The sequence below is a fragment of the Escherichia sp. KTE172 genome (assembly GCF_000408845.1).
In the GTDB taxonomy this organism is placed as follows: domain Bacteria; phylum Pseudomonadota; class Gammaproteobacteria; order Enterobacterales; family Enterobacteriaceae; genus Escherichia; species Escherichia coli.
Genome location: NZ_KE137316.1, coordinates 447561 through 461835 on the forward strand (window position 1 = coordinate 447561; position 14275 = coordinate 461835).

At 50.5% G+C, this 14275-nt stretch carries 11 protein-coding genes and 1 pseudogene; 6 read left to right on the forward strand and 6 right to left on the reverse strand.

The features are described from left to right. The first annotated feature begins 71 nt into the window (after positions 1–71). The 3 genes from ydfG to ydfZ all read left to right on the forward strand — a co-directional run bounded on the left by ydfG (position 72) and on the right by ydfZ (position 1973). On the forward strand, positions 72–818 hold the full coding sequence (gene ydfG / locus G434_RS21495; protein WP_000636575.1) for a bifunctional NADP-dependent 3-hydroxy acid dehydrogenase/3-hydroxypropionate dehydrogenase YdfG: 747 nt from the start codon (positions 72–74) through the stop codon (positions 816–818). An 88-nt stretch (positions 819–906) separates the two neighbouring features. After that, positions 907–1593, forward strand: coding sequence for a DNA-binding transcriptional regulator rspR (gene rspR, locus G434_RS21490; protein WP_000215553.1), 687 nt, complete (start codon positions 907–909; stop codon positions 1591–1593). Positions 1594–1769: 176 nt separating this feature from the next. Continuing rightward, positions 1770–1973, forward strand: coding sequence for a putative selenium delivery protein YdfZ (gene ydfZ / locus G434_RS21485; RefSeq protein ID WP_000214712.1), 204 nt, complete (start codon positions 1770–1772; stop codon positions 1971–1973). A 35-nt stretch (positions 1974–2008) separates the two neighbouring features. Here the strand turns inward: ydfZ and G434_RS21480 are convergent, their stop codons facing one another. Together G434_RS21480 and ydfJ are read right to left on the reverse strand one after the other, a co-directional pair. Beyond that, complete coding sequence (locus tag G434_RS21480; protein ID WP_000527819.1) at positions 2009–3469, reverse strand: mannitol dehydrogenase family protein; 1461 nt, start codon at positions 3467–3469, stop codon at positions 2009–2011. Positions 3470–3558: 89 nt separating this feature from the next. Further along, positions 3559–4842, reverse strand: a pseudogene (gene ydfJ, locus G434_RS21475) (MHS family MFS transporter YdfJ); the annotation flags it as partial. 603 nt (positions 4843–5445) lie between these two features. Here ydfJ and G434_RS29610 point away from each other — a divergent pair. The 3 genes from G434_RS29610 (at position 5446) to G434_RS21465 (ending at position 6768) form a co-directional block, all read left to right on the forward strand. Further along, positions 5446–5559 carry a YnaM/YnfT family protein gene (locus G434_RS29610; protein WP_120795384.1) on the forward strand — a complete coding sequence of 38 codons (114 nt, stop codon included), beginning with the start codon at positions 5446–5448 and terminating at the stop codon, positions 5557–5559. Between the two features lie 68 nt (positions 5560–5627). After that, positions 5628–5861: a cold shock protein YdfK gene (gene ydfK / locus G434_RS21470; RefSeq protein WP_000836768.1), complete on the forward strand. Its 234-nt coding sequence runs from the start codon at positions 5628–5630 to the stop codon at positions 5859–5861. Between the two features lie 316 nt (positions 5862–6177). Further along, complete coding sequence (locus G434_RS21465; protein WP_000086527.1) at positions 6178–6768, forward strand: recombinase family protein; 591 nt, start codon at positions 6178–6180, stop codon at positions 6766–6768. Positions 6769–6865: 97 nt separating this feature from the next. Here the strand turns inward: G434_RS21465 and G434_RS21460 are convergent, their stop codons facing one another. The 4 genes from G434_RS21460 to G434_RS21450 all read right to left on the reverse strand — a co-directional run. Then, on the reverse strand, positions 6866–7441 hold the full coding sequence (locus tag G434_RS21460; RefSeq protein WP_000885596.1) for a tail fiber assembly protein: 576 nt from the start codon (positions 7439–7441) through the stop codon (positions 6866–6868). Continuing rightward, a complete protein-coding gene (locus G434_RS26935) occupies positions 7441–10356 on the reverse strand; it encodes a prophage tail fiber N-terminal domain-containing protein (protein WP_000279113.1) in 2916 nt (971 codons plus the stop codon). Before G434_RS26935 ends, G434_RS21460 begins: the two co-directional genes overlap by 1 nt. Positions 10357–10420: 64 nt before the next feature. Continuing rightward, positions 10421–11020 carry an Ail/Lom family outer membrane beta-barrel protein gene (locus G434_RS21455; protein WP_001230343.1) on the reverse strand — a complete coding sequence of 200 codons (600 nt, stop codon included), beginning with the start codon at positions 11018–11020 and terminating at the stop codon, positions 10421–10423. Positions 11021–11086: 66 nt separating this feature from the next. After that, positions 11087–14275, reverse strand: a 3189-nt coding sequence (locus tag G434_RS21450) for a phage attachment tail tip protein J (protein WP_016249728.1), incomplete at its 5' end; no start/stop codon positions are given.

A 14275-nucleotide genomic window follows, 5' to 3' on the forward strand; every position in this document is an offset into this window, starting at 1 on the left:
AACCAGTATTACCCGCTCTTAAGCATCACGTGCTATGTTATTGACACACAAAAGCGTTGAGGAACAGTGAGATGATCGTTTTAGTAACTGGAGCAACGGCAGGTTTTGGTGAATGCATTACTCGTCGTTTTATTCAACAAGGGCATAAAGTTATCGCCACTGGCCGTCGCCAGGAGCGGTTGCAGGAGTTAAAAGACGAACTGGGAGATAATCTTTATATCGCCCAACTGGACGTTCGCAACCGCGCCGCTATTGAAGAGATGCTGGCATCGCTTCCTGCCGAGTGGAGCAATATTGATATCCTGGTAAATAATGCCGGCCTGGCGTTGGGCATGGAGCCTGCGCATAAAGCCAGCGTTGAAGACTGGGAAACGATGATTGATACCAACAATAAAGGCCTGGTATATATGACGCGCGCCGTCTTACCGGGTATGGTTGAACGTAATCATGGTCATATTATTAACATTGGCTCAACGGCAGGTAGCTGGCCGTATGCCGGTGGTAACGTTTACGGTGCGACGAAAGCGTTTGTTCGTCAGTTTAGCCTGAATCTGCGTACGGACCTGCATGGTACGGCGGTGCGCGTCACCGACATCGAACCGGGTCTGGTGGGTGGCACCGAGTTTTCCAATGTCCGCTTTAAAGGCGATGACGGTAAAGCGGAAAAAACCTATCAAAATACCGTTGCATTGACGCCAGAAGATGTCAGCGAAGCCGTCTGGTGGGTATCAACGCTGCCTGCTCACGTTAATATCAATACCCTGGAAATGATGCCGGTTACCCAAAGCTATGCCGGACTGAATGTCCACCGTCAGTAATTTTTATACCCGGCGTAACTGCCGGGTTATTGCTTGTCACAAAAAAGTGGTAGACTCATGCAGTTAACTCACTCACAAGCAAGAACGAATGACCGTCGAAACGCAACTTAATCCCACACAGCCTGTCAATCAGCAGATTTATCGTATTCTTCGTCGCGACATTGTCCATTGCCTGATTGCACCAGGCACACCGTTGTCGGAAAAAGAAGTTTCTGTTCGTTTCAATGTGTCACGCCAGCCGGTTCGTGAAGCCTTTATTAAACTGGCGGAAAACGGCCTGATTCAAATTCGTCCGCAGCGTGGCAGCTACGTCAACAAAATTTCCATGGCCCAGGTGCGCAACGGCAGTTTTATCCGTCAGGCCATTGAGTGCGCGGTGGCGCGTCGGGCGGCGAGCATGATTACCGAAAGCCAGTGCTACCAACTGGAACAAAATCTTCACCAGCAACGCATTGCCATTGAGCGCAAGCAACTGGATGATTTTTTTGAACTTGATGACAACTTCCATCAACTCCTGACGCAGATTGCCGACTGTCAACTGGCGTGGGATACCATTGAGAACCTGAAAGCGACCGTTGATCGCGTGCGCTATATGAGTTTCGACCACGTTTCTCCACCAGAAATGCTGTTACGCCAGCATCTTGAGATTTTCTCTGCCCTGCAAAAACGTGATGGCGATGCGGTAGAACGTGCAATGACGCAACATTTGCAGGAAATCAGCGAATCCGTGCGCCAGATCCGCCAGGAAAACAGCGACTGGTTTAGCGAAGAGTAATTCATTTCCTCTCATCCCATTCGGGGTGAGAGTCTCTCCCCCCGCCTTATGGCTCATGCATGCATCAAAAAAGATGTGAGCTTGATCAAAAACAAAAAATATTTCACTCGACAGGAGTATTTATATTGCGCCCGTTACGTGGGCTTCGACTGTAAATCAGAAAGGAGAAAACACCTATGACGACCTACGATCGTAACCGTAACGCAATCACCACTGGCAGCCGTGTTATGGTTAGCGGCACCGGTCACACTGGCAAGATCCTGTCGATTGATACTGAAGGTCTGACCGCTGAGCAAATCCGCCGCGGAAAAACCGTAGTTGTTGAAGGTTGTGAAGAGAAACTGGCACCTCTGGACCTGATTCGTCTCGGCATGAACTAAGCGTGTGAATGCCGCCGATGGCGGCATTGCTTTTTTTACTTCACGGAATATTTCGCAACGGTCGCTTTCGCACCATGCGCTAATAAAGACAAGTACGCTTCCGTCACTTTTGCAGTAAACAAGCTATTGTCTGGCAAATCATCACCAAAGATCGCCTTAATCGCCAGCAATGACTGGACGCGCGCTTTCCCTTCGGCACTACTTTGTACAGCCTTCTGAATAACAGGTAACAGTGGGTCACTGATTTCTATCGGATTTCCCTGTTCATCAACACCACCGACATAACGCATCCAACCTGCGACGCCCAGCGCCAGCAGATCGAACTTGCTGTCATGCGCCAGATGCCAGCGAACAGAATCCAACATCCGCTGTGGCAATTTCTGGCTGCCATCCATCGCAATCTGCCAGGTTCGATGACGTAGCGCCGGGTTGCTATAGCGTTCAATTAATCGGTTAGCGTAATCTTGCAAATCAACGCCCTGCACTTTCAACGTCGGCGCTTGTTCCTGCAACATCAAGGCATACGCTGCATGACGATAATGTTCATCTTCCATGCAGTCATTAATGTGCTGATATCCGGCAAGATACCCCAGATACGCCAGGAATGAATGACTGCCGTTGAGCATGCGCAACTTCATCTCTTCATAAGGCAGCACATCACTAACCAGTTCGGCTCCCGCTTTTTCCCATTCCGGACGTCCGGCAACAAAGTTATCTTCTATTACCCACTGGCGGAAAGGTTCACAGGCAACGCCAGCAGGATCGCGCACACCGGTAAGTTGTTCGATTTTCGCCAGCGTATCCTCTGTCACTGCGGGCACAATACGGTCCACCATTGTTGATGGGAAAGTCACGTTTACTTCGATCCATTGTGCCAGTTTTACATCAACAGCTTGCGCGTAGGAAGTGACAACGTCACGCATAACATGACCGTTTTCTGGCATGTTGTCACATGACATGACGGTAAATGCGGGAAGTCCTGCCGCTTTACGGCGAGCCAGCGCCTCAACAATCACCCCTGTTGCAGTTTTCGGCTGGTGGGGATTTTGCACGTCGGCAGCGACCATCGGGTGATCGAGCATTAACTGTCCGGTCGCCGGAGAGTGGAAATACCCTTTTTCGGTGATTGTCAGAGAGACAATCGCGATTTGCGGTTCACACATCGCAGCCAACACGGTTTCTAAGCCATCTATCTGTACGTGCAAGGCTTTTTTAACGACGCCAACGACGCGAGCCGTCCACGCATCGGCCGACATTTCCGCAACGGTATAAAGATTATCTTGCTGTTGTAAATCGGCAATTTGCTGTTCGCCGCCGATTAAATTGACCTCATAATATCCCCAATCACTGAAATGTTTTGTAGCAAGAATATCGGCATACACGCCCTGATGCGCACGGTGAAATGCGCCAAAGCCTAAATGAACAATTCTTGGGGCCAAGTTATTACGATCATAAACAGGGAGCGTCGCTTTTGCTGATAACAAATTATTTCCCATAACAATTCCTTAAATTTAAATATGGCAAGCTGCATGTTTTGTTATATGAATAAAAAATCCCCTCTCCGGTAAGAGAAGGGATGGAGGATTTACAGACTTCTTGAAGGTTGCGCAGCTGTTACAACACGCGGTTGATCTTCCGCGGCATCTTCCAGTGCACTTAAATCACGGTCTCTCACTTCTGGCATTTTCAGCGCAGAGATTAAACCAATCACTGAATATGCCATGATCATAATGGCGATCGGATACCAGGATTCCGTCATGGTGCAGAAAATACCCGCCAGGATAGGACCAAAACCGGAAGCGATAAGACCACCAATTTCTTTAGAAATCGCCATCCGGGTAAAGCGGTTTTTACAGCCGAACATTTCTGCCATGGTAATGTTTTCCAGAGCAAATAATCCCAGCACCGCACAGTTATGAATCACAATCAGTGCAACCATAATGGTGCTCGGGGCATAGCTTTTATCTACGATGATAGAAAGCATTGGCCACGCCAGCACAATCGCAGAGGTATTCATAATAATATACGGGATCCGGCGACCTATTTTATCGGATAACCAACCAAGGAACGGAATGGTCATAAAGCCGAGAATCGAACTGATCATCAATGCATCTGTTGGAATTGCTTTGTTAAACAATAACGTCTGCACTAAATAGCCTGCAAGGAAAGTCTGAATTAAACCGGAGTTACCAGCCTGACCAAAACGCAGCCCTGTTGCCAGCCAGAAGGATTTGCTCTGGAACATGCTACCAGCAGGTGCAGGTTTTGCTGTCGGTTGGTTGCTGTCGTTAACCTTCTCAAAGACCGGGCTTTCTTTCAGATTCATACGCAACCAGATAGCAAAGACCATCACGACAACGCTCGCCAGGAACGGTATACGCCATCCCCACGCAAGCAGTTCCTCTTTACTGAGAATGAAGAACATAAAGGCCCAGATTGCCGTTGCGCTCAAGGTTCCGCAGTTAGTCCCCATAGCAACAAATGAGGAGATAATTCCGCGCTTACCTTTTGGTGCATATTCCGCCAGCATCGTGCCGGCACCGGAAATTTCCGCGCCTGCCCCCAGCCCCTGAATAATACGCAGCGTCACCAGCAAAATTGGCGCAAACACACCAATTTGTGCATAGGTCGGCAGCACACCAATTAAGGTAGTACAGATCCCCATCATAGTGATGGTAATAAAGAGCACTTTTTTACGCCCGATTCTGTCGCCCATTTTGCCGAAAATAAATGCTCCGACAATACGCGCCACATAACCTGCACCGTAGGTTCCCATTGCCAGAATTAACGCCATTGCCGTTGATGATTCAGGAAAAAATATTTCATGAAACACTAACGCTGCGCCGAGCGAATATAACTGGAAATCCATAATTCACAGGTGTTTTTTCCCATCCTGTGGTTTCCTTGGCGTTTTCTAGGTTTTTTCAGATAGTTGCATTTTTTAAAAAGCATCCTAAGTTCGATCTCAGTGTCTATCTGGGGCCTATTTCTGTCCCATATATGCCCCAAAAAAACTCCCCAACAGATAAGTAGTTTTTTCATGGATTTATGCGTAAAATCAAGAACGGCTGGAAATCATTCAATACTCACACTATCGAAAAATTTACCAGCCAACCGCAGCACGTTCTTGCATAAGGCGTGTCTGCGGTTTTTCAACTATTCAGATACATCACTCCCATCACATTCATTCCTCCGCATCAAAGGCATATAGGCTATATCACCTTGATATTTTTCTTCTTCAGATAAAAACTGTTATCTATGTATACTTTTAAACCCAATCCGTGTAGAGTCTCTGCATAAGATAGTTTGCAGTTGCCGCTTCAGCTTGCGCCATAAACCGCCTGATTTTTGCTGCCACCTGTTAGCATTCCTGTATACCTGAAACGACAATGTTTATCTACGAACTTTAAGAACACCCAAGATAAAAATTGTCAACTATATCATATATAACACATTACTAATTCGAGGCTATATGAACAGCATACTGATAATCACTTCTCTCCTTATCATATTCAGCATTTTTAGTCATGCCCTAATAAAATTAGGGATTGGCATATCCAATAACCCAGACAAAACCGATGTATAAGCCAACATATCCTGAATCAGACATACAATATCGCAATGAAAATCAATAATATTTTAAGGAATATCTTCATGAAATCAAAAGACACCCTAAAGTGGTTCCCTGCGCAGCTTCCTGAAGTAAGAATTATCCTAGGGGATGCTGTAGTGGAAGTAGCAAAACAGGGAAGACCTATCAATACCAGAACATTGCTTGATTACATTGAAGGAAACATAAAGAAAAAATCATGGCTGGATAACAAAGAATTATTACAAACAGCGATATCAGTTCTTAAAGACAACCAAAATTTAAATGGTAAAATGTAATATAATAAACTTACTTTTTTATCATTTTTCCACTTTAACAACATTTTGCTCCACTTTTCCACGACCAAACAACTTGAAATCTGGTTAAAATAACACGCAACACTATTCTTCTTCCTTGAGTCCGCCCGGAACTCGAAAAACAAACCGAGTTAAAGCCATTTTTCACAAAATCGATTTTGGGTCTCACCAAAATTACGGGGTTGCATACGCATTCGTTTATTTTCGAACGTGTACATACAAATATGTACAAAAATAATCAAAATTATTTTCTGAGATGCATTATGATATGAACACCAATTTCGTATAGAATCTCACTATGTCTCGAATTTTTGCTTACTGTCGGATATCAACGCTGGATCAGACCACCGAAAATCAACGCCGGGAAATCGAAAGTGCAGGTTTTAAAATCAAACCTCAGCAAATAATCGAAGAACACATTAGCGGCTCAGCAGCAACCAGTGAGCGTCCTGGTTTTAACCGGTTGCTTGCTCGCCTGAAATGTGGTGATCAATTGATTGTGACAAAACTGGATCGCCTTGGTTGTAATGCAATGGATATCAGGAAAACAGTGGAACAACTGACCGAAACAGGTATCAGAGTGCATTGCTTAGCATTGGGGGGCATTGACCTGACCAGTCCAACAGGAAAAATGATGATGCAAGTAATTTCAGCAGTCGCTGAATTTGAACGAGACCTTTTACTTGAACGCACTCATTCCGGGATAGTAAGAGCCCGCGGCGCAGGGAAACGTTTTGGTCGACCACCTGTGTTAAATGAAGAACAGAAACAGGTGGTATTCGAACGAATTAAGTCAGGTGTAAGTATAAGTGCCATTGCCCGGGAATTCAAAACCTCGCGGCAAACCATTTTAAGAGCCAAAGCAAAACTTCAGACACCTGACATATAAAAAATAATCTCGGTGTGAGATGCTTTACGTCTTCCAAGCCCCCTTCCTTGCCGTAAATGGAAAGATACATCTAATTATAGAATTTATATATTTTACCCTACGGCAGTGCTGGCCATTCAATATCCTGTGCAGTTGACGTATCAACACGGTTCAGCAATACCCGATACTTTTTCCATGCTTCCAGCAACGAGATTTCTTCCTCCGTTGCAATTTCCAGATCTGCAGCATCCTGAAGCGGCGCAATATGCTCACTGGCTACCTGCATCAGGTTGTTTTTTGTTTCTTCCGCCTCCCGGATCCGGAACAGTTTTTCTGCTTCCGTATCCTTCACCCAGGCTGTGCCGTTCCACTTCTGAAACTCCCCTTCCGGGGATAACCAGGTGACATTTTCCGGTAATGGGCCAAGTTCAGAAATAAATAACGCGTCGCCGGAAGCCACGTCATAGACGGTTTTACCCCGATGATCTTCAACGAGATGCCACGATGCCTCATCACTGTTGAAAACAGCCACGAAGCCAGCCGGAATATCTGGCGGTGCAATATCGGTACTGTTTGCTGGCAGACCTGTATGAGGCGGAATATATGCGTCACCTTCACCAATAAATTCATTAGTTCCTGCCAGCAGATTATAAATTTTTATGGTCCGTGGTTGTTCACTCATTCTGAATGCCATTATGCAAGCCTCACAATGTAGTTAAATGCGATGTTTTTGACAGTGTTTTCCGCGTTACCAGCAGCGTTAACGGTGATGGTGTGTCCATGTGAGCCAATCGCAACAGAGTGCGTATGAGCACCAATACCGACAGTATGTGCGTGAGCACCTGCAGATGCAGCTGTGCCGCTGACACTATGAGTGTGCGCTCCTGCAGCACTTGTATTCACACTGGCCGCAGACACTACCTTATGTACTGACCCATTTTGTGACCACTGGCTGACTGCTGATGCGCCTGTGACACTATGAGTATGGTTTCCGGCACTTGCGGCTGTACCGCTCACACTGTGCGTATGCGCCCCGGTGTTATTCGTGGATTTAGTGCCGTAATCAAACGACGATGTGGTTTTCGTCCCCAAATCCGTACTGGATGCACTGGCGCTGTGGGTGTGCGATTTAATGCCGTCCTGTTCCTGAGACAATACGGCCCGACCACTGGCAGGTTTGCCCTTAATCGTCCAGCCACGCATATCAGGGATCACGCCTGACGGATAAGCGGTTGCAAGTTTCGGGTAAGCGGATTTGTCAAAAGTCTGCCCCTGCATCAGGGCATAACCAGACGGAACGGTATCTGATGGCCACGGGATTGGTGCGCCAGGCGGATAAAACTGCTCTGATGGCGTATAGAGTGAATAAACTGTACCGTCCGTTAACCCTTCCGGCTTATTAGCAGAATATGCTGGTGACGTATGAATAGTCACGCTGGCATTACTGGTATAATCCCATTGAATATTTACACCAGTCGCATAATTTCCGATTGCAACGTAAATATCGTAAGTATCACCAGATGTATTGACCCAGGCAAAATTTGTAAACCCTGTCGATGTGCGCTGCCATAAAGCACCAGTAATCCCCTTCGGATTACCATTACCTGCACGCAAAACAAGTTCAGATATACCTGCCTGTTGAGGTGACCCCACGTTAAATCCCGCGCCACCAATCAACGTAATTGAAACAACAGAACTCGCCTGTGGCATGGTTACCGTTGCTAATTTGAACCAACCAGCACCACCGCTGAATGACATTGTTGTTGAGTTAAGCGTACCAATATCTTTCGGCGTCAGTGTTATATCCGCTGAAAGCGCCTTACCATTCACCTTACGGGCAGAAGGTACCCGACCATTCGCATTATCATTAGCTGCTTTCACTGCTTTCGGTGTCGCGGCAAGCGTTTCAGATGCGCTGTTGGTTGCACTACTGAGCTGGACAATTCCTTTTTGTGCTGTCGTAGCGTCCTGAGCAGTATATTTCCCGTTAGCAAGGTCATAGGCTGCCTTTACCGACTTTGGCGTTGCCGCCAGCATTTCAGATGTGCTGTTGGTCGCGCTGCTGAGCTGAACTATCCCTTTTTGTGCTGTCGTTGCATCCTGTGCGGTGTATTTCCCGTTAGCCAGCTCATACGCGGCCTTAACGGCTTTTGGCGTTGCCGCCAGTGACTCGGAAGTGCTGTTAGTCGCACTGCTGAGCTGTACTATCCCCTTTTTCGTCGTGCTCGCATCCTCAAGCGCCACGGCGGATGCAATATCCTCTGCCCGTTTTGCCGCTGTCTCGGCGCGCGTTGCCGCGGATTCCGCCGTACTTTTGCTCTGAGCTGCCGCCGTCGCACTGCCAGCTGCCTCTGTCGCCTTCGTGGATGCCGTCGTGGCGCTGCCCTTTGCTGCTGACGCCTGTCTGGTCGCCTCATCTTTTGAAGCAGACGCAGATGATGCCGATGACGCCGCCGAACTGGCGGACGATGCGGCAGCCGTTTTTGAGGATTCTGCGCTGGTTTCCGACGCTTTCGCGTTCGTCTCGGATGTCTTCGCTGCGGAAGCAGACCTCGCTGCTGCGCTGGCCTGTTCAGTGGCTTCGCCAGCCTTCGTTGTGGCTGTTGAAGCGGACGATGCGGCGCTTTCTGCCGATTTTCCGGCAGCGGTGGCACTGGCTGAGGCCTGCCCGGCACTTGTTGACGCGGCACTGGCAGACGACGCAGCCGCTGTTTTTGAGCCTGCCGCAGCTGAGGCGCTCTGTCCCGCTGCCGTCTCAGAAGACCTGGCGTTCGTCTCGGACGTTTTTGCCGCCTTCGCGGAATTTGCTGCCGCCGTTGCCGAGGAAGCTGCGCTACTGGCGCTCGAGGATGCGTTCGTTTCTGATGATTTTGCCGCCTCTTTTGAAGCCGACGCATCCCGGGCTGAGGTGGCAGCTTCTGACGCTTTCGTGGTCGCGGTGGATGCAGAAGTGGCGGCTGATTGTTGTGACGCTGCAGCATTCGTTTCTGACGTTTTCGCGGCAGCGGCACTGGTAGCTGCCGCGCTTTTTGAGGACTCTGCAGCGGCAGCACTTTTTTCCGCTTCAGTGGCCTTTGTTGATGCCGTTCCTGCGCTGGAAGACGCTGACTGAGCCGACGAAGCGGCCTGTCCGGCTGACGTGCTGGCTGCACGTGCTGAATCTGCAGCATCAGTCGCATGGGTTGCCGCCTCACGGGCAGATGTGCCGGCATCACTGGCTGACTTCTTCGCGGCTGCCGTGTTCTGTGCCACCACGGACGCGTTACGCGCCACCTCTTCCACCATCTGTTCAAAACGGCGCAGTGCCTCCGGACGGGCATCATCCTCCGTCATGGCACCGAGAAAATCATTCAGCGTACCGGGTTGAGAATCTTCATACACGGTGATGGTCCCGGCATGTGACGGCGGGAATCCTTCCACCAACAGAATAACGCTGTACTGCCCGTACTCAACGTCCATGCTGTAACGCCCGGCTTCATCCGGATTTTCTGAGGCCAGCGTGTTCACCACCACCGTGGTGCTGTTACGTTTTGCTTTCAGCTGGATTGTGCAGTTCTGTACCGGTTTTCCTGTGCCGTCTTTCAGTACACCTGAAATCTTTACTGCCATATTCACCCCACAAAAAAGCCCGCCTGAACCGGCGGGCTGTCATAACACTGTGTTACCTGGCTAATCAGAACTTATAACCGACACCCACGATGAAACCGTCAGTGCGCCAGTCGCCACTGCCGGAGCCTTCATAAGCAATATCAATGGCCACGGATTCGGTCGGGTTAAACTGCACGCCAGCTCCCCACGCCAGAGACGTGTTGCTGTGGCGACCGTCATCACTTCCGGTCAGCACGTCGTGCGTTTTCCCCTTGTTGTCAGTTACGCGGAGATAATCCCCGGAGAAAGTCGACACACGGCTGTAAGCCATACCCGCCATCGCATACGCGCTGAACCATTCATTCACGCGCACAGACGGCCCCACCATCACGCTGAACCAGCGGTTACGCACGGAATCTTCATGCCAGCGGGTATCGCTGTAACGGGTAAGCTGGCGATTCTTGTCTCCTGCATAGCTGAATGACGTCACCAGCCCCAGTGTGTCCGTAAACTCATAACGGTATTTCACGTTAATCCCGTTCAGATCATCACTGCCGGGAACGTTCGTCCGGGCATGAAGATACCCCGCGCTCAGCGTGGACTGATGTTCAGACGCCCATGCAGGCGCACCGGATACGGCCAGACAAATGGCTGCGGACAAAATGGCGGCATAAAGTTTACGCATAATTACCTCTCGCTTTTCTGCAATAAAAAAGGCGTCATTTCTGACGCCCGTTCTGGGTTATAAAATTCAGCTGATACTGATACCTGCTGTGGATTTTTTCATCACCACAACCAGCAGATCGCTGATACTGGTTGTTGGTGTCCAGTTATTCGCTCCTGATGAAGATACGGTGAATGTCAGTGTCAGCGTCCCCTGTCCGGCAGGCATATCTATAACTGAGGAAAATACGCCCTGAGCATCCGTCGTGGACTGATTAAAAATCTCCTGACCATTGCGGGTCACTCTTAACCGGCAGGTTGAATACCAGTATGACTGTTGGTTATTACTGTTGAAATTCTCATGCTTACCACCGCGGAATAACACTGGCGGTATCATGACCTGCCGGTCAAATTTCTGATCATCACTGATTCTTACCGTGATGGTGCCACTGGCATAAGTGCTCGTGCGGGGGAAAGACTTGCTGACCGTTTTGACAATATCACCTTCAATCTGGTTGGCTGACAGTTTCCCCTTAATCTGACAGTTCTCATTAATCGTGACGTTGTTGAGCGTCCCTGAGTTCGCATTCACACTGCCACTGATATCCGCATTTTTAGCGGTCAGCTTTCCGTCTGATGTCAGGGAAAATACCGGAGGGCTGCCACCGCTGGTAATGGTGGGGGCTGTCAGGCGCTTCAGGAACACGTCGTTCATGAATATCTGGTTGCCCTGCGCCACAAACATCGGCGTTTCATTCCCGTTTGCCGGGTCAATAAACGCGATACGGTTAGCGGCAACCAGAAACTGGCTCAGCTTGCCTTCCTCCGTGTCCTCCATGCTGAGACCAATACCCGCGACATAATGTTTGCCGTCTTTGGTCTGCTCAATTTTGACGCCCCACATGGCATTCCATTTATCGTTAGCGTCCTTCCACTCTTTCGAAAACTCATCCAGTCTGCTGGCGTTATCCTCCGTCAGATCAACTTTTTCCAGCAGCTCTTTACCGAGATGGGATTCGGTTATCTTGCCTTTGAAAAAATCCAGGTAACCTTCCGCATCATCGCTCGCCCGACCGACGGCCTCCACGAATGCCGATTTGCCAACGGTGTTCACACTGCGGATATAAAAGTAATAATCATGGCCCGGTTTGATATTGATACTGGCGGCTATCCAGTACAGCCCCGTGCCAAGGTAGCGGGCTGTGGTTTCAACCTGCCTGATATCGGTAATCCGCTTTTCCGAGAACCAGAACTCAAACTGTACCGTCGGATCATAAACGGCAAGATGCGGCGTTGCGGTTATCTGAAAATAGCCCGACGTCAGCTCAATCCGCGACGGTGCTGCCGGTGCGGCAATCCGGAACGATACCGACGCCGGATCGCCCTGCTGCCCCCAGGCATTTGCCGCCCGGACTGTCAGCCTGTAGTTCCCCAGCGCCAGTTGCGTGAAGCGGTATGTGGTTTCCGTCGTCCGGGCCGTGCTGACCAGCCGCTCACTGCCGTCATCCGCTGCCACGGTCAGGCGAAGCATAAAGCTCACGCCCTTCACCACCTTCGGCGTGTCCCAGCGCGCCAGCACCTGATATTCCCCGCTGTCTGCGGTGACTTCGGCAGTCAGGTGCTGCACCGCGGGCGGCGTGACGCCATTCACCGTGCCGCTCTGGTCGCCGTCAAAGTGCGCCCCGTTATCCACGATGGCTTCTTTTTCGGGTACATGCTGCACGGCGGTGATGGCATACGTGCCGTCGTCGTTCTCACGGATACTCACGCAGCGGAACAGGCGCTGGCGCAACGTCGGCAACTTCAGCCCCCATACGCTGTATTCAGCAACGCCGTCAGGAACACGGCTCACTTTCACCTTCACGCCGTCGGTGACGGACTGGACCTCCACGCTGACCGGATTACCCTGCCCGTCAACCAGGCTTATCAGCGTGGTGCCGGAGGATGGCAGCGTGATTTCACGGTCGAGCGTCAGCGTCCGGGTCTGGCTGTTCACCGCCAGCACGCGACCACCGATGCTGATACCGGCATAGTCATCATCGCAGATTTCAATAACATCGCCCGGCACATGGCGAAGCCCTTCTGCGCCCACGCTGAAATCCACGGTCTGCGTTTCCAGCAGTTCCGTTTTAATCAGCCACAGCCCGGCTCGGTGTGCCTGCCCCCGACTGGTACAACCAAAGGCATCCATCTTCGTGACATTACGACCGTAACGGGCAATGGCCTGCGTATCTTCAACAAGCTCTGTCGCCGTCTCCCAGCCGTTATTCGGGTCAATCCAGTTCACCTCAACGGCATTATGGCGGTCCTTCAGGGCGCTGAAGCTGTAGCGGAACGGCGCACCATCATCCGGCATCACCACATTACTGCGGTTATAGGTCCACACCTTATCTGATGGTCGGTCCTGCACGAACGTCAGCGTCTGCCCGTTCCATACCGGCATACAGCGCATCGCCGAGCAGAAATCACTGAGCACATCCCACGCCTTACGCTGTGTGGTCAGGTACGCATTACAGGTAATGCGCGGCTCCGTGCCGCCAAAGCCGTCCGGCACCGACTGGTCGCAGTACTGGCCGATGACATACAGCGCCCATTTATCCACATCCGCCGCACCAAGACGTTTCCCCATGCCGTAGCGCGGATGGGTCAGCATATCCCACAGACACCAGGCCAGGTTGTTGCTGTATGCCGGTTTAAACGTTCCGTCCCAGATACCGCTGTATTGCCGCGTCTGCGGGTTATAGTTCGACGGCACCTGCAGAATACGCCCGCGAAGATGATAATTACGGCTCACCTGCTGGCTGCCGAACTGCTCCGAATCCACCTTTACGCCGACCAGTGCCGTGTTCGGGTAGCCCTGTTTCACATCGATGATTTCGGTGTATGACGACCAGAGCGTTTTGTTCTGCAGCTGGTCTGTGGTGCTGTCCGGCGTCATTCTGCGCATCCGGATATTAAACGGGCGCGGCGGCAGGTTATCCACCACCACCGAGGCCAGATACTGCGAGGTGGTTTTGCCCTTAATGGTGATGTCTTTTTCCGTCACCCAGCCACCATTACGCTGTATCTGAACCAGCAGGCGAACTTCCGACGGATTCCGGTCCCCCTTTGAGGTGGTTTCCACCAGTGCCTGCACACCGAAGGTAAAGCGCAGTCGGTCGATGTTTGCCGACGTGATGGCGCGGGTGATCGGCGTGTCATATTTCACTTCTGTACCGAGCACCGTCTCGGAGCCGGAGGATTCAAATCCCTCCGGCGGTGTCTGCTCCTGCTCACC

Excerpts from the sequence above, each read along its gene's own strand:
- G434_RS29610 (WP_120795384.1), top strand. The coding sequence starts at position 5,446 with ATGAACAGCATACTGATAATCACTTCTCTCCTTATCATATTCAGCATT.
- G434_RS21455 (WP_001230343.1), bottom strand. The coding sequence starts at position 11,020 with ATGCGTAAACTTTATGCCGCCATTTTGTCCGCAGCCATTTGTCTGGCC.
- G434_RS21465 (WP_000086527.1), top strand. The coding sequence starts at position 6,178 with ATGTCTCGAATTTTTGCTTACTGTCGGATATCAACGCTGGATCAGACC.
- G434_RS21480 (WP_000527819.1), bottom strand. The coding sequence starts at position 3,469 with ATGGGAAATAATTTGTTATCAGCAAAAGCGACGCTCCCTGTTTATGAT.
- ydfZ (WP_000214712.1), top strand. The coding sequence starts at position 1,770 with ATGACGACCTACGATCGTAACCGTAACGCAATCACCACTGGCAGCCGT.
- rspR (WP_000215553.1), top strand. The coding sequence starts at position 907 with ATGACCGTCGAAACGCAACTTAATCCCACACAGCCTGTCAATCAGCAG.
- G434_RS26935 (WP_000279113.1), bottom strand. The coding sequence starts at position 10,356 with ATGGCAGTAAAGATTTCAGGTGTACTGAAAGACGGCACAGGAAAACCG.
- ydfG (WP_000636575.1), top strand. The coding sequence starts at position 72 with ATGATCGTTTTAGTAACTGGAGCAACGGCAGGTTTTGGTGAATGCATT.
- G434_RS21460 (WP_000885596.1), bottom strand. The coding sequence starts at position 7,441 with ATGGCATTCAGAATGAGTGAACAACCACGGACCATAAAAATTTATAAT.
- ydfK (WP_000836768.1), top strand. The coding sequence starts at position 5,628 with ATGAAATCAAAAGACACCCTAAAGTGGTTCCCTGCGCAGCTTCCTGAA.